The organism is Algoriphagus sp. AK58, from assembly GCF_014324365.1.
Taxonomy (GTDB): domain Bacteria; phylum Bacteroidota; class Bacteroidia; order Cytophagales; family Cyclobacteriaceae; genus Algoriphagus.
Window position 1 is genome coordinate 88,891 of record NZ_QEIG01000018.1, and the last position, 23,231, is coordinate 112,121.

Here is a 23,231-nt window from a genome sequence, read left to right on the forward strand (position 1 = left end):
TTCAAGCGATTTTCTTTAACTTCTACCTGACTCTTTTACTCATTAAAATTTAATGGATACGATACGGGATTTTAGGTCTCCAGCCCGCTTGACTGGAAATACAGATTTGTACATATCCTCTACTGAATCGAAAGGCCGTGGAGTATTTGCAGGCCGGTGCTTTCGCAAAGGAGAGCTCATTGAACGCTGTTGCATCATCGAATTAGACCAAGGAGACCACTATCGCTTTGCAGGAAACATTCTTGAGCGTTATGTTTTTCTCTGGGATAAACGCAAAAAATCCTTGGCACTGGCACTTGGCTTTGGTTCACTCTACAACCACTCCCCCGAACCCAATTGCAGCTACACACGCGAAATCAACCAAAAAATTCTAACCTTCCGCGCCAGGCAGGACATCCTTCCTCATGAGGAAATCACCATCCACTATGGCCCTGCAGGAGAATCTTTTAATCCTAAAACTTAAAATCCCATGGCAAACAGAAAATCAACTCCAGACAAATCCGCAATTCAAAAAACGATCACCCCCATTGGCCAAGATGTACCCAAAGGCGGAATCCCTGTTGAGTCCAAATCCATTGAGAACCTCAATCTCGAAGAAAGCCAACGATCAGTAACAGGAAAAAAGGTTCAGCCTTTTCACAAAGACGATGGACTTGGAGGAAAAATAGGTCCTAAGCAGATTAGCCAAAAAATGGAACCGGACCTTCTCGTACATCCCAAAAGGACCACCGATTTGACTACAAAGAAAAAATAAAGGATTCTTTAAATCAGCTTTATTTTACTTTTGACTAGTCTGACTTCATCTATTCTTCAGGTACGCAGCGATCTTTTTCTCCATCCTTGTTCGTAGCTCCTGAAGGATGGTTTGAAAAGCAGGATCGTCTGCCAGGTTATTTTTCTCCAAAGGATCCACGCTCAGGTCATACAATTCCTCGTGGCTGGGATCATTGATATAGCGGAAATATTTCCATCGTTCTGTTCTCAAGGCCTCACTGGGCGGAATAATGGGCGTCTGCCAAAGGTGTTCGGTCAGAAATTCCTTCCGCTTGGACAAATCAGGTGAGTTCAGAGAAACACCCTGCCATGTCTTGGGGACTTTCGCCCCGGCAAGATCCAAAATCGTCGCCGTCACATCGATATTCAGGGCAAAAGCGGAATTTCGTATTCCTCCTTCTTTCCTCGGGTCAAAGACAATCAGGGGAACCCTCAGGGAAGGTTCGTACATCAGCCACTTGCCGGCGAGTTGGCGCTCACCAAGAAAGTAGCCGTTGTCACCCATCAGAATAATGACGGTATTTTCGGCCAGTCCTTTTTCATCCAAGGCTTTTCTGATCTTTCCGATCTCGGTGTCTACCTCAGAGATCATGCGGTAATATCCCGTGACGCTGTGCTGGTACTTTTCCGGAGTGTCAAATCTCCAATACCATCGGGTTCGATTTTCTCCTTTTCGGACATACTCAGGTTGGGCTAGAAAATCAGCTTCTGTAGCCATGATCGGATCGGGAACCGTTACCTTTTGGTACATCGTATCAAATTCCGATGACCAGAAATACTGAAGGGACGCCGGGTCATGGGCGTGAGGTGCGCTGAAGCTCAAGGAAAGCATAAAGGGTTTTTCCTTTGGGGCATTTTGGATAAAATCTATGGCCTGTTGTCCGGTGTAGCGGGTCAAATGCACGGTATCCTTTCCGATAGTCTTGAAAAAATAGCCTCTCCGGTCATTGAATTTCCCATTGCGGTCATAGTCCTCTCCTTCATCAAACAGCTCCGAAAAGCCAGGATAATTCACTCCAAACTTTCCAAAAAAACCTGTGTAGTATCCCTCCTTCCGGAGTTCTGCAGGATAGGATTGATCCATAAAAGTCTGCTTAATATTCCCTTGCCCAAAGGTATAGCCATGTGTCCGCTCATAGAGTCCGGTCAAGATGCTTGCCCTACTGGCAGCACAGATCGGCGTGGTGACAAAAGCGTTTTCGAAGTAAGTTCCCCCAATTGCCAAGCGATCCATTTCTGGAGTTTGGATGATCGGATTGCCTGCAAAACCCAAGGCATCCCATCGCTGATCGTCTGTTAGGATGAAGATGATATTGGGACGGGTTTCCTGTGCGAAAACAGAAAGGCTTACAAGAAAAAGAAGAGCAATCCACACTGATTTTTTCATACTCTTTAAATTCAATATTTTTCAATAGAAATCCACTATTCTACCAAAGAATCCTCCATTTATGCTTGCTTCTTCTCCCCCGGTTTTCAAAAAAAGATTTCTTCTACTCCTTATTTACCTGGCCTTTATCAGCCTTGGTTTGCCGGATTCTTTACTGGGTGCCGCTTGGCCGGCGATGTTCGGGGATTTGGGAGTACCGGCAGACTATGCCGGAATTATTTCCATGATTGTTGCAGCAGGAACGGTAGTTTCCAGTTTGTTTAGTGGAAAGGTAATCCAAAGTTTCGGGGTGGCTGCCGTGACTACCTTTAGTGTCCTGATGACGGCTTTGGCTCTGATGGGTTTTTCTCTTTCAGGTGAATTTCTTTACCTCTGCTTATTGGCCATTCCTTTGGGTCTGGGAGCAGGAAGCGTAGATTCGGCGCTTAATAATTATGTGGCCCTGCACTACGAAGCCCGCCACATGAACTGGCTGCATAGCTTTTGGGGAGTGGGCGCGGCGATCGGTCCGATGATTATGGCCGGATACTTGGCCAATGGCGATGCTTGGTCGAGTGGTTACGGTACGGTGGCATGGATTCAGCTTGGACTTGTGCTGATTTTGTTGCTTTCGCTTCCACTTTGGATCAAAAACAACCCAAGGCAAGAAGCTCACTCCGAAGAAAAATCACCCAATCTTTTCTCCATGCTGATTTCTCTTCCGGGATTGAAGCATGCTCTGTTGGTATTCTTTTGCTACTGCACCATTGAAGCTACGTTTGGACTTTGGGGAGCGAGTTATTTGGTTTTTGAAAAAGGATATGATGCCGATCAGGCGGCAAGGCTAACCTCCTTGTACTTCCTGGGTATTACTATCGGAAGATTTTTATCCGGTTTTTTGACTGCCCATTTCAGCAACCGGCAGTTGGTTTACCTGGGCCAGGGGGTCATTGGTATAGGATTGGTATTGCTATTCCTTCCATTCACTTTTACTACCATTCCCGGTTTTCTGCTTGTGGGATTAGGTTGTGCACCGATTTTTCCAAGTTTGCTTCATGAGACTCCAGTCAATTTTGGGGAGAAAAATTCACAAAGCATCATGGGATTCCAGATGGCGAGTGCTTACGTGGGGATTACCCTGATGCCATTTCTTTTCGGAAAAATCGCCTTTTTCACAGGCTATGGATTTCTCCTGGGATTTTTGGGCATCTTCCTGGTTTTGATTTTCGGGATGACCCTGCAGATGAACAGGAAAATTAGCTCAGGAAAAACCCCTTAATTGCTCATATCAATCATATAAATCCTAAAATGAAACAGATAATTCTTGTCTCCTTACTTGCCCTTTTGATTCAATTTTCCTGTTTTTCTCAAACCCAAAAAGATGCACTTCTTCAGTTGGATTTAGGTTGGGAAAAAGCTCTTTTGACCTCCGATGTAGAGTTTTTGGAAAATCTAGTAGCCGAGGAATTCGTCTGGGTTCACAATCATGCAGGTCTGATTGACGGAAAAGAAGCGGTCATCAGCCGGGCAAAAAAAATCCAAGCCGGACAAAAAGATGATACCCGAAACCGAATCCCAAGAGATCAAAAAGTGGTTATACTTGGTCAAACCGGACTGGTAAGTGGTTTTACCGTGGTGGATCGGGGAGTCAGCCCGACAACCTATCATTTTATGAGAAGCTACGCTTGGGTGGATGGAAAATGGAGACTTCTTGGTAATCATACCATGGCGATTCCAGAGGAAGAACTTAAATAACACTGAATTTCAGGCTCATGTAAGGAAAGGCCAAAAAAGGAAAGGTCTATAACCAAGGTTCGTTTTTCCCCTAAAATCACATTAAACTCTCATTTTCTGAGAAATATTTCGAACATGAAAATCCAATTCATCGGAAGACTCTTTCAACTTTTTGATCTGTTCGGCTTTTTCTCTCTCACTTAAAAATCCTTCTTCTTGAAGCAGGTAAGTGATGGCCATGATTCTTGCCAAGGGAGCTCGCACCAAATGAGACTGATCAAAGGCAAGATCCATGATTTGTTTGTTTTTCGCCTCCAGATTTTGAAGAGACCTAAGCTGCACGGTCACATTCTCAACAGCCACAATAAAGGATCTCACTTTATTTTGCTTGGTCAATATCCTCATACCAAAAAGGTTGAAAATGATTTCCTCCCCATTTTTGCTTCTTACAGAAAACTGAAACTGAAACCCTTCCTTATGATCTGATTGAATGATTTGCCTGAATGCTTCCAAATTGCGCTCATCCGGTAAAGGATAGGCCAAATCAAAAATCAGTTTGCCGATCAACTCCTGTTTTGAATATCCGGTCATGATCTCAATGTTTGCAGTTAGCTCCGTCAAAACCCCTTTCGAATCAAGTTTTAGCATCCCGAGGTCAGGGTTGGTAAATACCAACTCCAATTCTCGATTCCTCTTGGAGATTTGATCATAGAGCCTTCTGATCAAAAAATGTAACAACAGGGAAGTCAATAAAACATAAAAAAAACCTTTGAATAGCTGAAATCGGGATATCTGTGTTATATCCTCATTAAACATCAACTCTACCAGCCTATCGCTAAGAGTGATCCATACTAAACCCAGGATCAAATAGGCTCCCGCTATGGACTCGGGTTTTCGAAGACTTAACAATTTGGATCTAAAAATCGACCCTTTCATATCTTAAACAACTTTAGTTTTAGTGCAATTTAGGATATTTTTATCCGAATTTCAGAAACGGTTAAAAAAACAGCCTGCTGGCCTAAACAACTTGAATCTTAGAATTTAGAAAAAATCCTAAAAGGCTTACTGAAATTGCACTATTCTGATTTAAAAAGATGGAAGCATGGCAAAATGGTGTCTGTTCAACCTTCAGATATACAAACAGGAAACATCTACACTCCCTTAAGGCCCATTTTTAGGCAAAACCTATAGAATATCCATCATAATCTATATTTCTCCCCCATTTCTCTGATCAGCTTATAGCCATTTTCGGCCATATCCCAAGGAGCAGAGAACTCTCTCCAAACCCCGATTGAGTTGGCAAAAGCTGGGTCGTTTCGGGTGAATCCTTCGATGGTCAGCCAGCCATTGTATCCTACTTTTTTCAGGGTAGCAAAGGTCTCATCCCAAGGTACATGACCTGAACCCGGAGTGCCGCGGTCGTTTTCGGAGATATGGAAGTGACCTAATCTCGGAGCGATTTGCTCGATAGCTGCCCCCAGCTTTTTCTCCTCCATATTGGCATGGTGCGTGTCAAACATCGCCTGAACGTTCGGATGATTGACCTTGGCAAGCAGGAAGTCCAGTTGTTCCATAGTATTGGCGAGGTAGCACTCAAAGCGGTTAAGCGCCTCAGGTGTCATCAGGACTCCGAGCTTTTGGGCATGATCAGCCACCGAGTGAAGTACTTCGGCAGACCAATTGTATTCGTCCTCGATAGGGGCACGGCTGGCAAAGGTGGCAAAAGCAGAATGGTACGGCCCGCAGAGCACTTGAGAGTTTAAATCTGCAGCTCGGTCAAGGATCCAAAGGAGCTTTTCTTTGGCCTTTTCCCTCACTTTCGGATCGGGAGAGATCGGATTTTCATCAGGTCCCATTACGGTCACGGTAGTCACTTCCAGACCGATATTTTTGCAATGATCACCTACGGCCCGACAGACTCTTTCATCTGTGCCTCCGATAAAAAATTCCGCGCCATCATAGCCGATGGCCTTCAGACGGTCCAAAATGGGAAACAAATTTTCCGAAATCTCTGCTGACCAAGCCAGCACATTAAATCCTATTTTGTTCATTTCACAAACTTATCGATTGACATAAATCTTGAAAACTTCGGTTTTAGACATTGAGCGTTCGATATTCGAAATTAAAAAAGTTGGAATAGTGAACTCCGAATACCGAATGATGAAGACTTCGATCACTTAAAATCCCCAACCTTCATTCCCTTCCTAAAGGTATCAAAGCCAAACATGGTCGGTTTGTACTCTCCTACGACATCCATGGACATTTCGGGAGTAATGCCTTCTCCCATTCCCAAAAGATAAAAGGAGGCATTGACTACCAATCTTCTCATATCCTCACTTTGAAATCCCATAGAAGAACCCATGGTAGAGGCAAAAGCCAATCCCTGCTTTCCGCCTTCGAGCTGATAGGGCTTGGTCCAGGCAATAGGCATGACCGACTTTTCCCACATCACAGGCGCCTTGTCATCCATGCCAGCAGTGGATTGCCCGTGAAGGAGGACGGTGGCATTTTCAGGAAGCGACTGAATACCATAGACATCTTCAGGTACCCAGATGTCGTTGACACCGCGCAAGATGGGGTGATCATTCATTTCCTGCACCCCATCAATTAGCGCTCGGCAACCTTCCTTGGCATGGATGCCATGGTGATTGACCCAGGTTTCTCCGAAAATGCGCTTCCCAAAACCTTTTTCCCAACCGGCCTCCTTGCTGTTCCAAGTCCACTTGGCAAAAGGAGAGGTTTTATTTTTCTGATAGGCAAAAGCATGGGTAGAAGTACGCAGGCCTATGATGGGTTTACCTGCCTTGAGGAAGTTTTCGATATGCTTGGTTTGCTCATCAGGGAGTTCACGGAATCGGATCAGCATGATCATCAGATCAGCTGTTTCCAAATGCTCTAGTCCCGGAATGTTGTTTTGATAATTGGGAACCACGTTCCCGGTAGCAGGTTCGATAGGGAACAGGACGGTCGTCTTGAATCCGTAGCGAGAAGAAAGAATCTTGGCCAGCATGGGCATGGATTCCTCAGAGCGGTACTCATCGTCGCCGGCCACCAAGACAATATGCTTTCCATTGCCAGGACCTTCTTTGCCTTCAAACTGAAGGAAAGTCACCCCATTTTGGGCGCATGCCAGGAAATGGAGGCCAAGGAAAACAAAAAAGAAAAAAACGCGAATGGAAGCAAAAGACGGTCGCATAGGCATGGGGTTATTTACTTATCAGGAAGCCCCTGATTTGGATTTGATTTTGCTAAAAATAAGAATCGGAATGAGAATCACTATCCCGACCCCTAGGCCAATTAGAAAATCTTTGATTATTTCTGGCCAAGTCGGAAGCAAATGATGGAAAAAGTCAATGTTATGAGAAAAAATCCCCCCTGCAACCAAAAGCAACGCGATCGTTCCAACAAATGAAATAATGCGAATCAAAACCGGCAAAGCTTTTACCAAAAGTCGTCCAATCTTATCAGAAATGGTATTATCCTCCGGGTTGAGTGCAATCAGTTTGTAGCCAAACTCATCCATTCTGACAATCAATGCCACCAATCCATATACACCCACCGTAGCAAGCAAGGCAATAAGCGATACAACCAGAATCTGTGTGGAAAGCGGCTTATCCACTACTGTGCTCATGGCAATAATGACAATCTCAACCGAAAGGATAAAATCGGTAGTAATGGCGGATTGAATTTTCTTTTTTTCATGAGCCACTACCTGATAAGGAGTGATTTCTTCTTCAAGATTGATTTTTTCATGGGAAGGGGCGTGAGGGATGATCCATTCTAAAATCTTTTCAGCACCTTCATAGGCCAGATATAATCCTCCGAGTACCAAAATAACCGTCACCACCACAGGTGCAAAAGCACTGAGCAAAAATGCAACGGGCAAAATAATCAGCTTATTGACAAAAGACCCTTTGGAAATCGCCCAAAGCACAGGCAGTTCCCGGTCAGGAACAAAGCCAGAAGCTTTTTCAGCATTCACAGCCAGGTCATCTCCCAAAATACCTGAGGTTTTTTTTGCAGCTACCTTGGTCATGGTAGCCACGTCGTCCATGACAGAGGCAATATCATCTAGAAGAGCAAATAGTCCGGAAGCCATTTTTGGGTTAAATACGATTTAAGAATTACGACATTTTTTTCCCATCACCCAAACCTCTTTCTCTTCAATAGTACCATTTGGAAGCAAAGGTTAGTGAGGGGCTACGAAACTAAAAAGAAGTTGGGCTTTTCAACAATTATAGAAGTGAATAAATCCGAAGAATCATTACTTCATCCACTACGACTATTTCCCTATTGAAAACTTTTAGTTTCTACATTCTTTTGGATCAAAAATCAAAGGAAAGAATTTACCTCCCATTTTCTCCCCTTTAGGTATTACCGGAACTCCCGCAAGCAAAGGTTCGTCGGTATTGGAAATGGTCCCATCTGCAAAAACATTGAGCACAAAAGCCTTTCTTGATCGTGGAGAATAATTGGCATAGCTTCCGTGAACCAGTAGAGGATGATGGAATGCCGCATGTCCTGCTTTTAATGGGATAGCGACAGGTTTGAAGTGGGCTTTTTGTTCTTCACTGAGCATGGCCATCAAGCCATCCATGGCCCCGGCCAAAGCAGGCTTTTCGAGTAAACCCCAACGGTGCGATCCCGGTACGTACTGCAGGCAGCCATTTTCTTCGGTAGCATCATCCAATCCACACCAACAGGTCAAATGCTGCATCTCCACCGTACGGGTCCAATAGCTATAATCCTGATGCCAAGCCACCACTCCTCCATGATGCGCCGGCTTACAGAAAAGCTGATCATGCCAGAAACGAACCGGACGGTCTCCCAAAAGCTGACTGGCAACCATCCGAAAGGCAGGATTCCAGATCACGTCGTGAAATGCCTCCGCAATCCGCCAATGACCCAATGAATGGAAAAGAACGGTGTTTGGATCGGCCGATTCATTACTGTGAAATTCATGAAAAAGGTGATGCAAAGGATGCTTGGGATCCATCACTTCGTCCAATGCTTTTTTGAGCACTTCAATTTGCTTCTCGTCCAATAACTTGATATCAGCCAAGTATCCATTTTCGTGAAAAAACTCTACCTGCTCTTTGCTGATCCGGTATTGATCCCAATCCGAGGCAGTTTTGGGTTGAACAAAAAGATCCGTAATCGGATGATGAAAATCGGCCAGGTCTTTCATAGGTAAGGGTAGATTTAGCTAGGAAAAGATAGACAAATTTGAAATGGAAGGCGACCCCTTTGGGAAATTTCTATTCCGAAATGGTTTCCGTTGATTTTCTCCCTATTTACCAAAATTCTCAGAGGTGTTCGGTAGATTAGGTGAGTAAAAATTCTGATGTCCTTACCCCAAAATCACCAAAAACATGTCCACCAATAGAAGAGACTTTCTGAAAACCGGAGCCACTGCCGCTTTGGGACTTTCGGGCTTCACCTTGATTTCTCCTGCTGTCCTTGGAAAATCCATGGGCTACGTTGCACCATCTGATAAAGTGAATCTAGCCTGCATCGGTATAGGCAACCGTGGAAATGAAATCATCAAAGCCCTAGATAAAACCGGCCTGTGTAACATTGTCGCCCTTTGTGATGTGGATATGGGCGGACAGCAGACTTTGGAAGTAATGAATATGTTTCCCAAGGCGAAAAAATATCAGGACTTCCGAAAGATGTTTGATGAAATCGGCGGTGAATTTGACGCAGTGAGTATTGCAACCCCTGATTTCTCCCATTTCCCTGCGACCATGATGGCCTTGGCTGAAGGAAAACATGTGTACGTGGAAAAACCCATGGCCCGCACATTTCAGGAAGTAGACCTGATGATGGCTGCCGCAAAAAAATACCCCAAACTGGCCACCCAAATGGGGAATCAGGGCCACTCTGAAGGAAACTATTTCCAATTCAAAACCTGGAAAGAAGCCGGAATCATCAAAGATGTCACAGCCATCACCGCGCATATGAACAGCCGTCGCCGCTGGCATGGATGGGATCCCAATATTTCCAAATTTCCGACCCCAGAGCCTGTTCCCTCCACTATGGATTGGGATGTTTGGTTAAGCCAAGCCCAGCCTCACGGCTATCACAAAGATTTTCACAACGGGCAATGGCGCTGCTGGTACGATTTCGGTATGGGCGCTTTAGGCGATTGGGGAGCACATATCATTGACACGGCACATGAATTTCTGGACTTAGGATTGCCTTATGAAATCAATCCCGTCAAGCTCAGCGGACACAACATGTTTTTCTTCCCCATGTCCACTACTCTGGAATTCAAATTCCCGGCACGGGGTGCTATGCCTCCACTGACCATCACATGGTATGATGGCTTGGACAATATCCCGGCTGTTCCGGATGGATATGGAGTCTCCGAACTCGATCCAAACATCCCGCCTCCAAGCAATGGTCAGATTCAACCTGCCAAGTTGAATCCCGGAAAAATCATTTACAGTAAAGAGCTCACCTTTAAGGGAGGTTCGCACGGAAGCACACTTTCCATCATTCCGGCGGAAAAAGCCAAAGAATGGGAATCCAAGCTTCCGGAAGTACCTCAGAGTCCTTCCAATCACTTTGCCAACTTCCTGAAGGCCTGCAAAGGAGAAGAAAAAACCAGATCTCCATTTGAAATAGCCGGCCCACTGAGTCAGGTATTCTGCTTAGGTGTCATGGCTCAGCAGATGGGAGTGAAGTTGGAATTTGACAGGGAAACGCGTCAGATCACCAATAATCCTCTTGCCAATCAGGTTTTGGCTGGTATGCCACCGAGAAAGGGATGGGAGGAGTTTTATCGAGTCTAGAAGCAAGACTGGAGATGCAAGAAACCAGTTTTGAGTAGTAAGTAGCTGGACGGAAGTATCAAGACTTAGATACACAACTAACTAAGACCGCTGGAGTAATCTGGCGGTTTTTTGATTTTAAGGTAAAAATCTGGTCTTGCTCAAAGGCCTTTTGAAATAAAAAAGAAACTAGAGGAGAATAAGGTACGATCAAAAATTTTCCAATCCACGAACTTCACTTCTCCAATCGCTCCAACCTTTCCAACAAAGGAGGATGCGAATAATTCACAAAAACATACCAAGGGTGAGGATTGATATTGCTGAGGGTTTTAACGGAAAGGGTTTTTAAAGCTTCAGCCAAAGGCTTGCCTTCAAAGGTTTGTTTTGCAAAGGCATCTGCCTCAAACTCATTCTTGCGGCTTAACCAGTTCATCCCAATTCCCAAAATCATGGATATGGGAGCAAACAGCATCGTAAAGCCGATGATATTCAACTCCGCTGACCAAGCCTTCCCTCCGAGAGCAAAACTCATATTCTCAGAAAAAATAAACTGAGCGAGCAAAAAAAGCATCAAGCCCACCTGAAGTACGGCTGCCAGCATACCCCAAACAATGTGTTTTTTCTTATAATGTCCTATTTCATGAGCCAGCACAGCCACCAATTCATCTGGGGGATGTTGTTCCAGCAAAGTATCATAGAGCACCACCTTTTTCCTTCTGCCAAATCCTGAGAAAAAAGCGTTTGCCTTGGAGGATCTTTTGCTGCCATCCATGACAAAAATATTGTCCAAAGGAAACTTTACTGATTTTGCATAATGCATGATTTTATGCTTCAATTCTCCATCAGCAAGCGGAGTGAGTTTGTTGAATAGAGGAAGAATCCATGCGGTGTAAAACAAATTCACCAGAACCATAAAGACTATCGCGACCAGCCAAAACTGCCACCAAAAATCTTTCCCCATCTGGTGGATAAGCCAAAGAAAAACCAAAAGCAGACCACCACCTACGAGTATGGATAGCAGATACCCTTTAATCTTGTCTGAGAAAAAAGTTTTTACCGTCGTCTTATTGAATCCATATTTCTCCTCAATCACAAAGGTGGCATAGTAGTCGAAGGGAAGGCTAAGAATATCAGACCCCACGAAAACAATCCCAAAAAAGACCAAAGACTTAAGCAGAGGCTGAAACCCAAATTCCCCAACCCAGGTATCAATAGCTCCAAACCAACCTTGGGTGATAAAAAGCAGGGTTATCAAAAAGGAGAATGTTCCGGCGATGAATTTGAAAAGGAAATTTTCCCGTTGATAGGCCTTAGATTCTTGGAGTTTGGAATAACTAAGGTACTCCGATAAGGTATCCGGAACCCTGGGAATGGGATTTTTGACATTGAGGTAGCCCAGCGTTTTTCTCACCAAATATCCAAAAACCAACACCCCGACCAGCAGGTATTTCAAACTCTCAACACTCATACTTGGAAATCAGAATTTAGGACAAGGCAGGATGGTGTCCCTTCGAGAAGGTTTTCCCTGATAGCTATTTGGTAGCGTCCAAGAAAGGCTAAGCTCATGCGCTCCACCGGATTGTATTCCCAATTGTGAGACAGTATAATCAAAGCTATAACCGATATTGAGTCCACTGAGCAGGTTTAACCCAACCATCATGACGATCGCATCTCGGTTACTTTGACTTTCGACGGGTTTAAAGGGTAGTCCTCGATACCAAAGTCCAAATACGATGGGCTCCACATAGAAATAAGCACCCAAATCCAATTGTTCAAAAGGACCTTGGCGTTTGTAATTAATGGTAGGAGTAAAATATCGCTGTTTTCTCAGGTGGGTGAAATCACCCCGCATGCTTCCCTCACCAAGAGAAATTCGATATCCCGCATGAAAGGAAAGCTTCATGGGCAAAGGACTCACCCCATCAATAAAAGATTGATTTGGCTCATTGACATGATGGGCAGAAATTCCAGCCCAAGCATTCTCTGTAAAAAATAACCCTCCGACTGAGAGAGAAAGCATATTGACCGGATCGCCTAGCCCAGGGATATCGGAACCTGGAAGTAGTGGACCAAATGGATCTGTTGGATTAATCTGATTTGCAAAAACCAGGTTTTCATAAAATCCTATTTCCCTTCTGATGTAGGAAGCTTGAAATCCCGGTCTGAAATACACGTTGTCAGCCAATTTCAACTCATAGGAATAAAGCGCAGATATAGAAGTAGACCTCAATTTAGCCGCACCTTCCGTATCCTGCATGACATGGATACCAATACCGCTATTGTAGTCCGGAAGATAGGTATCATAATAGGCAGAAAATGTCGTAAACTGAGCATCGATGGATGGCCACTGATTTCTGTAATTAAAACCTACTCTTCCGGTCAGCTCTCCACCAGCCATAGCGGGATTTAGATAAAGAGGAGCGGCATAATACTGACTATATTGCGGATCTTGGGAAAATCCACTAGTCACTGAGGTAAACCACAGCGCCGCAAAAAAAACCAAAACCAGTAGAGACCGTAACAAGGATTTGTTCGTTTATTTGAATATTCAGTCAGCTTCTAAACGAATCGCCTTCCACGTTGTTTTAAGAAGCAGTTCGAAAAATATGAAAAGCAGCCCGAATTACATAAGGTTCAATTTAATTTTTGCCAGCTTCCTTTTCCTTATTGTATTTGGAATGAGCACTTTTTCATTGGCTCAAGGCTTCAACGATAACGAATGGATCTTTGGAAATTGTGGCACAGGAGATAACAGTTACCTGTCGTTTGGCAAAGGAAGTACTGCAAATGTTCAAACTTTACCTGGATCCGTTATCATAGGAAAAAACAACAATGCCATTGCGATTGACCCAATTACCGGACAGCCTCTATTCTACACCAATGGAGAGCTGGTTTATGATTTTAGTGGCAGTCCGATAGAAGGTAGTGCTCCCGGATTAAATGGAAATTTCGATGGCAGACAAACCGTAGCTACAGGTTTCTTAGAATATAACCCAAATGGAAATAAACTTTTCTATATTTTCTATCTCACTCCCGGTGGGCAATTAAACTATGCGGTAGTAGACATGAATGCTCCAGGTCAAGCCGCAGGCAATGAACGACCTCTAGGAGAAATTACATCCAAAAACCAGTCGATAGGACCAGGACAAGGCGCTCTTTTGGTAGTAAAAACCCCGTCCTCCCCCTCTTTTTTGATCAGCTTTGCGGGAGGAAATTTGATTTCAAGAAGATTTGGAACCTCAGAAGGAGACTTCACCACAACTGATACCCAAGGAATACCTTTTACTCCCAAAGGTATTGTATTCGATGAAGCAAACGGAAGATTAATACTCATTCCTGAAAACCCCGGGGATGACCTGCTTGTCGTATCATTCGATACTGCTTCAGGCAATTTTGGCAGTCCAGAACCCATCGAAAATTCCGGTGGAACTGAAGCCCTCCAAGGAGCAGAATTTTCACCGGATAGTGAATTCATTTATTTCTCCCGAGGTAATCAGCTTTTTCGGGTACCCACCAACAATCTCGGCGCAACACCAGAAGAAATCCCACTTACGGCTGGATTACATCAGGTGTATGATGTCAAAGCAGGTCCGGATGGCCAATTGTATTACATTTATGAAGAAGTACCAGGGGGTCCTCAGTTGATTGGAAGAGTTACCAACCCCAATGAACCGGACCTCAATCTTGTGGTGGTGGAAGAAGACCCTTTCAATGGAACTGATTTTTGCGGAACCATATTCCCTGTCTTTGCTCCCAATGCGGATATCGAGCCCACCGTGGATTTTACTTGGGATCCCGAAGAACCCTGCTCCAATAATCCGGTCCAACTGACCAGTGAAATTACTCCTCAAAACTACAGGCCAGTATCATTCAATTGGGAGTTCAATCCTCCATTGACCGATTCAGATGGGAATCCGTTGCCTGCTGACTATAAGCAAGAGCACTTCCTGGTACCACAGGATGCCGCTCAGGGGACCAGCATTTCGGTCAAATTGACTGTAGAATTTGCAGATGGAACAAAAAAAGAGGTAACCAAAGACATCCCTCTAAAAGAAAACAACTTGGAGGCAAATTTCAACCCTTCTGATACTACCATTTGTGAATCCTGCATCGATATAGAAGGCTTTTTGCAGGCTCAAGCAGCGGGAAGTGATGGAGAAGCGCCTCCAACTGGAGGAGGAAGTAACTATGAGTATTTTTGGTCAAATAAACGGGATAGAGGCTGGATTGGAAAAGAACCAAATGAAGTCTGCCGCCCTGGTTTGTATTGGGTTTTGGTTCGTGAACCCGGTTCCTCCTGTTATGCCTATGCAGAGGTACGGGTAAAAATGTGGGACGTCCCTGACCAGACGAATAACATTTGGTACTTTGGTGATGGAGCCGGATTGGATTTTAATCCCGACCCTGACGATGAGAATGCACCGGTTCCAAGGCCGATCGAACAAAGGCATCCCCAAAATATCCCTGCAGGAACTACCACCATTTCCGATCAAGCCGGTCAAGTTCTGTTTTTCACAGATGGACAATCCGTTTGGGATTTGAATGGGGACCTGATGCAAAACGGTGAGGATATCGGTGGCGACAACACAGCCAGCCAATCCGTCATTGCGGTTGGAGTGCCGACTCAGCCTACATTATTTTATTTATTCACCACTCAGGCGTCTGCCAATGGATCAAACACGGTGAGCTATTCTTTGGTAGACATCAAATCTGAAAATTTGACCGGAGTGGGAAATGTGGTCACCAAAAATAATTTCCTTTTCAGTCCATCTACTGAACAGAGTGCAGCCCTAACCTCTGGAGATACCACTTGGGTGATGTTTCACGAATTGGGCAATAATTCCTTCAGGGCCTATCCTGTCTCCGTCAATGGCATTGGTCAGCCTGTGATCAGTTCGGTAGGCAGCAATCATGGGTTTAATTCCGGGGTAGGAGCCATGAAATTCAGCCCAGACGGAACCAAGTTGGCCGTAACCATTTCTGAAGGAGGATGTAATCGTGCAGAAATCTTTGAATTTGATCAGCGTACCGGAAAATTGACTGAATATGCCCGTCTAAATCTTGGATGCAATGGAAACGTGTATGGACTGGAGTTTTCTCAAGATTCCGACCGGATTTTAGTCTCCTACCGAAATGGAGGTCCGGGCATCGAGGAGTTCATTATCAAGGCAGTGGATAATGACGACCCCAATGCTTCCGCCTGTCCTGCTTGCTTTGCAGGAGCCAGCACCAGAGCTCAGCGTGAGGCCTGTATCTTATCCACTAAAAAACAGGTGGGAGGCACAGCCGGGCTAAATCTGGGAGCACTACAGATTGCCTCAGATGGACAAATCTATGTGGCTGTAGTAGGCGACAATCGAATCGGACAAATCCAAGTCGGTACTGGTTGTACAGCAAGCAGTACATTCAACCAAGATGCAGTTGAACCCATGCCTGGTACCGCGAATCTGGGACTTCCTTCTTTTGTTCAAAATTCAGGCAGTTCCATCCCAGAACCGTCCTTATCCATTCCTACAAGACTTTGTCTCGACCCTGTACTTGGCGCAGGAGCCCTTTTGGAAGGTGGAGGTGAACCAGACATAGATTCTTATTTCTGGACCATTACCCATGAAGATGGTACGGTCATTCGAAATGCTTATGGAGGTCCAGGTGATCAGTTTCAATCTTTAGAAGAAATTTTTAACCGACCTGGAAAATATACGGTAGAACTCAGAGTAGACAGGTGTGACGAAATAGGATACTTCACAGCAGAGGGTGAGATCGAGGTGGTGGCGCCACCAGCTTTAACTTTGGCCTCTGACGCTACGCTTTGTGCGGGAAACCCGGTTACACTGACTGCAATTGATGGTTATGACCCAACCGATGGATTATATGATTTCCGCTGGACCAATGCGGCCGGTCAACTAATTGGAGATGAAAACTCCAACTCCATTACGGTGGATGAGGAAAGCATTTACAGAGTTCAGGTAAGTTACCGTCTTCCAGCAGGCCTTTCTGCTGACGAGGCGCTTCTTTTTGAAAACTGCCCATCTACCGCCGAAATCTTTGTAGGACCTGCCTTTGAATTTGATTTGACCCAAACTGCACAGGAAGTCTGCTATGAGGAAACTTCGGTGACTTTTGCCCCGGATACTCCTATTACAGGCGAGTGGTTTTATGAACTAAATGCGAGCGGCACACGAGTGGCCCTTGGAGAGTTTTTCGAACTTGAGCTTTTTGTCAACAACCTTCCAGGCCCAGGTCAGTACGAGATCATCTTTGTAGCAGAAGATCCCATTTTGCCAGGCTGTACGATTGAGAAAAAACTCAATCTCTTGGTAAATGAACTCCCTCTTTTTGTCCCTAATCCTACCAACCCTGCAACAGATTGTGCAACAGCAGATGGAGCATTTGAAATAAACGTTCAAGCTCCGGCTTCGGTAATCAGGGTTACAGAACTGGGACTTACGTTCAACAATGCATCTGCAGGTGATGTCATTCCAGTAACCGGCGTACTTCCGGGGCTTTATACCATTGAGGCAGAAAATGCGACCGGATGCTTCTATTCAGCATCCGTCACGGTGGAAAATCTAAATCCTCCAGCCCAGTTTGCATTTACAGTTTCCACCACAGACGAGGTTTGCTCTACTACTGGAGTGAATCCGGGTGCTATTCAGATCACTTTTACCTCTGGCACATCACAATCCGGCACATATACTATTGTAAGACAAGGGGATGGACAAGTTTTTACAGGACCACTTCCTGCTCTACCTTCATTCAGCGTGGCCGTTCCCTATGGTGACTACTTAATCGAGATTAAGGATCCATCCGGCTGCAGTATTCCTGACAATACAGTTTATACAATTGCACAAAAGTTTGAGGTAGTATTCTCAGTTCCTTCGAATGTCACTGCCTGTGAGGAATTTTCTTTCTCTCCTACGGGTCCAAATCCATTGAATTACACACTGACCAATTCTGCAGGAGTTGTCGTCAATCCCGGGTCTAACGGCATCTTTACCATCACCCAATCAGGTACCTATACCATGAGAGGAGAAGATCCCAATACTGTAGATTGCCCTAAGGAAATCCAGATGAATGTCACAATCAGTGAGCCTATCGACTTTGAGGTATCGCCTCCGATTGTAAATTGTCAGACTGGAGTACAATTTGAAGCCATTTTGAATAATGCCCTCCCAGAAGACGTGGTATTCCTTTGGAGAGATGAATTGGGAGTGATTGTGGGAAGAAGACAGACGTTTGTTCCCAGTAGAGACGGTACCTATTCCCTTGAAGTGCAACCTGCCGCCGGTGGTTTATGCCCGACACAAAAGATCTCCTTTGAGGCTAAAACACTTTCTGATCCGGTATCAGTCAGCCTAGAGGTAGTGCCTTTCTGTGTCGACCAATCTTCCACGACCATCAATGTGGTTACTGATTTGACTAAAGTTGCTGAGATCGAATGGTTTTTTGTGGTGAATGGTACACGAAACCGACTGCCGCAATTTGATAATCTTCCATCTATAGAGGTAAGCCAGGAAGGAACTTATGAAGCACTTATTCGAAGCGAATTTGGCTGTGAATTGGGACGAGCAAACGGATTGGTAGTTCAATCTACGATTATCCCGCCGGTAGTCCCGACACAAGAAGTGACCATCTGTGCCGTGGAAGGAAACACCTTAAGTATCAATCCTGGGGATTATGATAATTACTCTTGGATTTTAGATGGAGAAGAAGTGTCCCAAGATGCGATTTTCACCCCAACCAAGCCTGGAAATTATGAACTTCGGGTTTCTGATAACCTGGGTTGTGAATACATTGCCACGTTCACGGTAGTTGAAGATTGCAGATTACGAGTTTCCTATCCTAACGGAGTAGTTTTGGGTGACCCCAATCGTAACTTCATCCTCTATGCCAATGAATACATTGATGAGGTAGAGGTCTTTATTTTCAACCGATGGGGAGAATTGATCTTTTACTGTGAACACCAAAATCTAGAACCCAGACAGCCTTTCTGCCCTTGGGATGGAATAGTAAACGGAAAATTTGTACCGAATGGAACATATGCCGTAGTGGTAAGGTTTACCTCACGTGAGCAAAATCTCACCCAATCCGAAACCAAAGCGATTACGATTATCCAATAAGTATGTTGATTGTCATTTCTCCAGCTAAAACCCTGGATTACAGTACTCCCAATTATTCAGAATTTACCCACCCGGACTTTGCTTCAGATATTAAAGCCCTGGTCAACGTGATGAAGAAAAAAAGTGCATCAGAAATTTCACAGCTCATGCACATCAGCGATAGTCTGGCTGTCCTTAATGAGGAACGTTACAAAACTTTTCAACCGGAGTTTACCCCTGAGAATTCAAAACAGGCCCTATTAGCTTTCAAAGGGGATGTCTATACCAAAATTGAAGTGGAAAATTACACTGAGGATGATTTCGAATTTGCTCAAAATCACCTACGGATCCTTTCTGGGCTCTATGGTTTACTGAAACCTCTCGATTTGATACAGCCTTACCGGTTGGAAATGGGCACCAAGCTAGAGACAAAAAAAGGGAATAACCTGTATGAGTATTGGGGTAGCAAAATTGCCAAAGCGCTTAATGAAGCTGCATCAGGAAGCCCCTTAGTTAACCTTGCCTCCCAAGAGTATTTTAAAGCGGTAGACCAAAAAACCTTAAAAATTCCTGTAATTAACATCCACTTTAAAGAATTCAAAAACGGGACTTATCAAGTAATAGGTCTTTTTGCGAAGCAGGCCAGAGGGATGATGACTAATTTCGCCATAAAAAACAAATTAACCGACCCCCAACAACTAAAAACATTTACAGAGTCCGGTTATGAATATTCAGAGGGGATGAGTACTCCATTAGATTGGGTGTTTATCAGATAAAAAGATGAAAGAGCCAATGCTTTCTGGAGCTTGGCTCTTTTTATTTTTCAAGAGCGGTAAAATTAGGTAGCTTAGAGACCTGTAATCCAGGTATTTTCACAAATTGAAATCTTTCAACACACATATTAACTTCCTATTTTTTTTTCTGTCGCTACCAGTGATAGTAGCGCTTTCCTCTTGGAACATTCCTGAGAGCTGGTCAAAAAACCGCAGAGAAATAGAATTAACAACAATCTCTGTCCCAGCCCTCACTGGACCTGGACTTGTTTGCAATGTTTTTGGGACAGTGGTGGGATCGTACTCCGGGGGAGGAAATCCGGCAACAGATTTATATTCCTGGAAAGTTTTTGGCCCCTCTAATGAATTGCTTTTTTCCCGTGGACCGGGAGCTTTCCCAAACATCACGGTCACCTATATCCAAAACGGCAACCATACCATCGAACTGGAGGTTACCCGTGGAGGATTGTCGATCGGAAAATTCACCAAACCGGTACAGGTGGTTTCTGCTCCTAAAATTACCCTTGAAAATGAGTACCTGATTTGTTCCAGTCAAAGCCTCACACTCACAGCTATTGATCCTACCAGTAGCAATTTTTCATCGTATCAATTTGAGTGGGAAGATCAAACAGGTGCAATTGTAAGCAATTCTAATACCCTAACTATCAATCAAGACGGTGAATATACCGTTCGCTTTTTCCTGACCAATTCGAGTGGTGAAAAAGCCTGTGAACACGAGATAAAAACTGTAGCAACGAACATATCCTCCTTCTCTATTCAAGGTTCAGCATCAACAGTCTGCGTTGGAGGTGAGCTTTCTTTCGAAACTGTTCCCTCTTTGTCAGGAGAATGGTTTGTCCAAAAAACAGGATCACCCTCAAAAAAATCTTTAGGAAAGGGAAATTCCATTCAAATCAACCCAGCTGAAGACCTGACAGATTTTGGGGATTATGAATTGTCCTTCCTGCTCGAAAATACCGAAAACCCTTCATGCACCCCTGAGGAGAAGGTAATTTTCAACTATAATCCTCAGCCAATTTTTGTATTTGAGTCTTCGGAAGGAGCCAGTGATTGCTTGGCGGAGGATGGAAAATTGACCATAAAAGCTCAGACTGACTTGGACTTTATCAATTTGGAGGATACCGGAATATCCATTGGGCCTTTTTCAGCAGGAGATCTCATTGAAATTCCAAATTTGAAATCCGGGACCTATAATCTCATTGGTTTTTTGGGATCATGTTCCAATTCCATTGGATCCGTAGTACCTCTGAACAATCGCCCTCCTTCACTTGATTTTGAGGTATCTGATATTACAGGAGAATCCTGTACAGATAACGGGAAAAATCCCGGTTCTTTCAAAGTAACCTTGAAAAGTGTCCCCACAACCGATGTGTTTTATCGGATAATTAATGAAAAAGGTGGAGTGGCAAAAAATGAGGCTTTACCGAATTCTGCTGAATTTATTGTAGAAATAGGAGGAGGAAAATACTTTTTCGAAATCTATTCTGAATCCGAAGACTGCATACTGCCTTGGAAAGAGGAGTTGGAAATTCCTGGTAAAGAGTTGACAGCATTCGAAATTCCTGAAGAGATCAACATTTGTCAATCATTTCAATTTACTCCAAATACCAAGCAGGCTTTAGAGTTCAAACTAGTCAAACCTGACGGAACTTCTGAAATAAAAAAAGCCGGAGAAGAATTCACAATAGATCAAGCTGGAGAATATCAACTGACAGGATTTATTCCTAATCAAAATGATATCTGTCCTACTCAGAAGAGTTTCAAAGTAAATCTAATTGATCCGGTAGACTTTGAAATAGAATTAACCAGTGAGGATTGTATTATAGGCAACAGAAGTTATAAGGCCAATATCTTCAGTCGAGACCCTTCAGAAGTCCTTTTTTATTGGAGGAATGAACGGGAGGAAATAATAGGGACCGGGCAAACTCTTTTTCTTCCTCCTACTGCTTTTGGAGAATATTCCTTGGAAGTACAACCGGCCAACAGCGAAGCTTGCCCCATAGCTCCTAAAAAATTTCTTGCTAAGAAACCTGTCCTTTCAGTGGATGTCACCTTAGAGGCTACCAAACTCTGTGAATATGGACCAAGGGCGATTATTGACCTTAGCACCACCTTCCCTGAAGAGGTCACCGATATCGAGTGGCGTCGCTATGATGAATTGGGCAACATTGAAGATCTGCCTCAATTCAAAAATTTGAAACAAGTGATTGTAGAAGAAGAGGGAAGTTATGAAGCGGCAGTATTCAGTAGAATTCCATCTATTGGAAAGGACTGTGAACTCGGTAGAGGCTCAATCAAAATGGATCTGATTTTGGAAAAGGTGGACTTCCAGATTCCGGGAGATTTATCGATTTGTGACCCATATGAATTGGTACCCCAATCTCCCAAGCCACTGACTTTCAAGCTTACCTATCCAGACGGAAATGAAGTTACAAAAAACTGGAATGAGCCTTTTACTCTGGATCAGGATGGATCATATACGCTGCTAGGCTTTGATACGGACCCAAAAGGACCTGAATGTCCCGAACAGAAGACCTTTGTAGTGACTATAAATCCTCCGGTTCAATTTTCTGCTGAGCTGGTGAGTTTAGCCTGTGACGGAACCTATGAATATCAAGCTCAGGTAACAAACTACTCCCCTTCTGAAGTGGACTTCTTTTGGTTTGATCCTTCGGGAACATTAGTTTCAACCTCATCTACTCTTTTCACTTCTACCTATGGTAACTTCCAATTGGAAGTTCAACCCTCTGGGTCTATTCCCTGCAAAAATCAAAATCTAACCTTTACAGTCCCCATACCGGTACTTCAGGTTGACACACAAATTGAGGCCAACCCGCTTTGTCCTGATCAACCCAATGCTTCACTTCGTGTGGCAGCCGATTTTGAACCTGTTCAGACTATTCAGTGGTGGTTTACAGATCTAAGCAACAACACTAGGCAGCTCCTAAATGAAACCGACAAAAAGGAAATTTTGGCTTTTGAGGAAGGAACCTATGAAGTCCGCCTTTTCAACCCATTCAACTGTCTTGTCGGCCAAGACCAAACCTTGGTCATCAGAAGCACGGATCAAGTACGGCCTCAACTAGAGGAAACATATCTCATCTGTCCTCGCTATGAAATCGCTCCTACCCTCGATCCTGGACGATTTGCTTCCTATGAATGGTACTTTGAAGGAAATTTAGTTTCTTCTAATCCTACCTTCAAACCTCTTCAAACCGGGAATTATGAGTTAATCGTATTCAGTGATGAAGGCTGTGCGTATCAAACAACCTTCACCACTCAGGAGGAATGCGAGTTGAGGCTAAGATTTCCAGATGCCATTCAGCCGGGGAATTCTGGGAAACAATTTCTCATTTATACCAATTATCTGGTGGATGAATTGGAAATATGGATTTTCAACAAGTGGGGAAATCTCATTTTCCATTGCAAAAATTTAGATTTAATTGATCAAGAATCTACCTGTCTGTGGGATGGATTCTACAATGGCCAAAAAGTGCCTCCAGGATCTTACGCTTTTCGAATAAATTATAAGAATTTAGAGAAGAACATTAAAAAAGAACAACTGGGAACCGTTTTGGTCATTGAATGAAAAAGACCGGAGTTTGCTTAAAAAGGATTTAGCTGAAGTTTAGGCAACTATATGCTCATCTTCATCAACTTTAGCCTGTAATGACTCCCATTAAAATAA

16 protein-coding genes are annotated in these 23,231 nt (G+C 44.0%); 8 read left to right on the forward strand and 8 right to left on the reverse strand.

What is annotated here, in order from left to right; genetic code table 11:
• Positions 1–52 precede the first annotated feature (52 nt).
• Together DDT91_RS15855 and DDT91_RS15860 are read left to right on the forward strand one after the other, a co-directional pair.
• Positions 53–463, forward strand: coding sequence for an SET domain-containing protein-lysine N-methyltransferase (locus tag DDT91_RS15855; protein ID WP_187177174.1), 411 nt, complete (start codon positions 53–55; stop codon positions 461–463).
• A 6-nt stretch (positions 464–469) separates the two neighbouring features.
• Positions 470–754, forward strand: a complete 285-nt coding sequence (locus DDT91_RS15860; RefSeq protein WP_187177175.1) for a hypothetical protein — start codon at positions 470–472, stop codon at positions 752–754.
• A 45-nt stretch (positions 755–799) separates the two neighbouring features.
• On the opposite strand, the gene DDT91_RS15865 is transcribed toward DDT91_RS15860, so the two are convergent.
• Positions 800–2,161, reverse strand: a complete 1,362-nt coding sequence (locus DDT91_RS15865; RefSeq protein WP_187177176.1) for a sulfatase — start codon at positions 2,159–2,161, stop codon at positions 800–802.
• Between the two features lie 61 nt (positions 2,162–2,222).
• Here DDT91_RS15865 and DDT91_RS15870 point away from each other — a divergent pair, with 61 nt between their 5' ends.
• Positions 2,223–3,419 carry a sugar MFS transporter gene (locus DDT91_RS15870; RefSeq protein ID WP_187177177.1) on the forward strand — a complete coding sequence of 399 codons (1,197 nt, stop codon included), beginning with the start codon at positions 2,223–2,225 and terminating at the stop codon, positions 3,417–3,419.
• A 29-nt stretch (positions 3,420–3,448) separates the two neighbouring features.
• Positions 3,449–3,895: a nuclear transport factor 2 family protein gene (locus DDT91_RS15875; RefSeq protein WP_187177178.1), complete on the forward strand. Its 447-nt coding sequence runs from the start codon at positions 3,449–3,451 to the stop codon at positions 3,893–3,895.
• A gap of 81 nt (positions 3,896–3,976) precedes the next feature.
• Here DDT91_RS15875 and DDT91_RS15880 read toward each other — a convergent pair whose 3' ends face one another.
• From DDT91_RS15880 to DDT91_RS15900, 5 genes are all read right to left on the reverse strand, one after another.
• Positions 3,977–4,810 carry a PAS domain S-box protein gene (locus tag DDT91_RS15880; RefSeq protein ID WP_187177179.1) on the reverse strand — a complete coding sequence of 278 codons (834 nt, stop codon included), beginning with the start codon at positions 4,808–4,810 and terminating at the stop codon, positions 3,977–3,979.
• A 263-nt stretch (positions 4,811–5,073) separates the two neighbouring features.
• Positions 5,074–5,925 carry a sugar phosphate isomerase/epimerase gene (locus DDT91_RS15885; RefSeq protein ID WP_187177180.1) on the reverse strand — a complete coding sequence of 284 codons (852 nt, stop codon included), beginning with the start codon at positions 5,923–5,925 and terminating at the stop codon, positions 5,074–5,076.
• A gap of 122 nt (positions 5,926–6,047) precedes the next feature.
• The gene (locus tag DDT91_RS15890; protein WP_255502151.1) at positions 6,048–7,070 is read right to left on the reverse strand and encodes a ThuA domain-containing protein; all 1,023 of its coding nucleotides are present in this window, start codon (positions 7,068–7,070) and stop codon (positions 6,048–6,050) included.
• A gap of 21 nt (positions 7,071–7,091) precedes the next feature.
• Entirely contained in the window at positions 7,092–7,973 is an 882-nt protein-coding gene (locus DDT91_RS15895) for a DUF808 domain-containing protein (protein ID WP_187177182.1), read from the reverse strand.
• Positions 7,974–8,177: 204 nt separating this feature from the next.
• On the reverse strand, positions 8,178–9,062 hold the full coding sequence (locus tag DDT91_RS15900; RefSeq protein ID WP_187177183.1) for a phytanoyl-CoA dioxygenase family protein: 885 nt from the start codon (positions 9,060–9,062) through the stop codon (positions 8,178–8,180).
• Positions 9,063–9,246: 184 nt separating this feature from the next.
• On the opposite strand from DDT91_RS15900, the gene DDT91_RS15905 reads away from it, so the two are divergent.
• The gene (locus DDT91_RS15905; RefSeq protein WP_187177184.1) at positions 9,247–10,671 is read left to right on the forward strand and encodes a Gfo/Idh/MocA family oxidoreductase; all 1,425 of its coding nucleotides are present in this window, start codon (positions 9,247–9,249) and stop codon (positions 10,669–10,671) included.
• A gap of 214 nt (positions 10,672–10,885) precedes the next feature.
• Here the strand turns inward: DDT91_RS15905 and DDT91_RS15910 are convergent, their stop codons facing one another.
• Positions 10,886–12,118: a M48 family metallopeptidase gene (locus tag DDT91_RS15910; RefSeq protein ID WP_187177185.1), complete on the reverse strand. Its 1,233-nt coding sequence runs from the start codon at positions 12,116–12,118 to the stop codon at positions 10,886–10,888.
• A gap of 9 nt (positions 12,119–12,127) precedes the next feature.
• On the reverse strand, positions 12,128–13,174 hold the full coding sequence (locus DDT91_RS15915; RefSeq protein ID WP_187177186.1) for a type IX secretion system membrane protein PorP/SprF: 1,047 nt from the start codon (positions 13,172–13,174) through the stop codon (positions 12,128–12,130).
• A 154-nt stretch (positions 13,175–13,328) separates the two neighbouring features.
• Between DDT91_RS15915 and DDT91_RS15920 the strand changes: the two genes are divergently transcribed.
• The 3 genes from DDT91_RS15920 to DDT91_RS20865 all read left to right on the forward strand — a co-directional run bounded on the left by DDT91_RS15920 (position 13,329) and on the right by DDT91_RS20865 (position 23,132).
• Entirely contained in the window at positions 13,329–18,770 is a 5,442-nt protein-coding gene (locus tag DDT91_RS15920) for a gliding motility-associated C-terminal domain-containing protein (protein WP_255502152.1), read from the forward strand.
• 2 nt (positions 18,771–18,772) lie between these two features.
• On the forward strand, positions 18,773–19,525 hold the full coding sequence (gene yaaA / locus DDT91_RS15925; RefSeq protein WP_187177188.1) for a peroxide stress protein YaaA: 753 nt from the start codon (positions 18,773–18,775) through the stop codon (positions 19,523–19,525).
• Positions 19,526–19,814: 289 nt separating this feature from the next.
• Positions 19,815–23,132 carry a gliding motility-associated C-terminal domain-containing protein gene (locus DDT91_RS20865; RefSeq protein ID WP_187177189.1) on the forward strand — a complete coding sequence of 1,106 codons (3,318 nt, stop codon included), beginning with the start codon at positions 19,815–19,817 and terminating at the stop codon, positions 23,130–23,132.
• Positions 23,133–23,231: the final 99 nt, after the last annotated feature.

Bases quoted from the DNA above. Each gene is read 5' to 3' on its own strand.
- DDT91_RS15855 (WP_187177174.1), top strand. From the start codon at position 53: ATGGATACGATACGGGATTTTAGGTCTCCAGCCCGCTTGACTGGAAAT.
- DDT91_RS15860 (WP_187177175.1), top strand. From the start codon at position 470: ATGGCAAACAGAAAATCAACTCCAGACAAATCCGCAATTCAAAAAACG.
- DDT91_RS15865 (WP_187177176.1), bottom strand. From the start codon at position 2,161: ATGAAAAAATCAGTGTGGATTGCTCTTCTTTTTCTTGTAAGCCTTTCT.
- DDT91_RS15870 (WP_187177177.1), top strand. From the start codon at position 2,223: ATGCTTGCTTCTTCTCCCCCGGTTTTCAAAAAAAGATTTCTTCTACTC.
- DDT91_RS15875 (WP_187177178.1), top strand. From the start codon at position 3,449: ATGAAACAGATAATTCTTGTCTCCTTACTTGCCCTTTTGATTCAATTT.
- DDT91_RS15880 (WP_187177179.1), bottom strand. From the start codon at position 4,810: ATGAAAGGGTCGATTTTTAGATCCAAATTGTTAAGTCTTCGAAAACCC.
- DDT91_RS15885 (WP_187177180.1), bottom strand. From the start codon at position 5,925: ATGAACAAAATAGGATTTAATGTGCTGGCTTGGTCAGCAGAGATTTCG.
- DDT91_RS15890 (WP_255502151.1), bottom strand. From the start codon at position 7,070: ATGCGACCGTCTTTTGCTTCCATTCGCGTTTTTTTCTTTTTTGTTTTC.
- DDT91_RS15895 (WP_187177182.1), bottom strand. From the start codon at position 7,973: ATGGCTTCCGGACTATTTGCTCTTCTAGATGATATTGCCTCTGTCATG.
- DDT91_RS15900 (WP_187177183.1), bottom strand. From the start codon at position 9,062: ATGAAAGACCTGGCCGATTTTCATCATCCGATTACGGATCTTTTTGTT.
- DDT91_RS15905 (WP_187177184.1), top strand. From the start codon at position 9,247: ATGTCCACCAATAGAAGAGACTTTCTGAAAACCGGAGCCACTGCCGCT.
- DDT91_RS15910 (WP_187177185.1), bottom strand. From the start codon at position 12,118: ATGAGTGTTGAGAGTTTGAAATACCTGCTGGTCGGGGTGTTGGTTTTT.
- DDT91_RS15920 (WP_255502152.1), top strand. From the start codon at position 13,329: ATGAGCACTTTTTCATTGGCTCAAGGCTTCAACGATAACGAATGGATC.
- yaaA (WP_187177188.1), top strand. From the start codon at position 18,773: ATGTTGATTGTCATTTCTCCAGCTAAAACCCTGGATTACAGTACTCCC.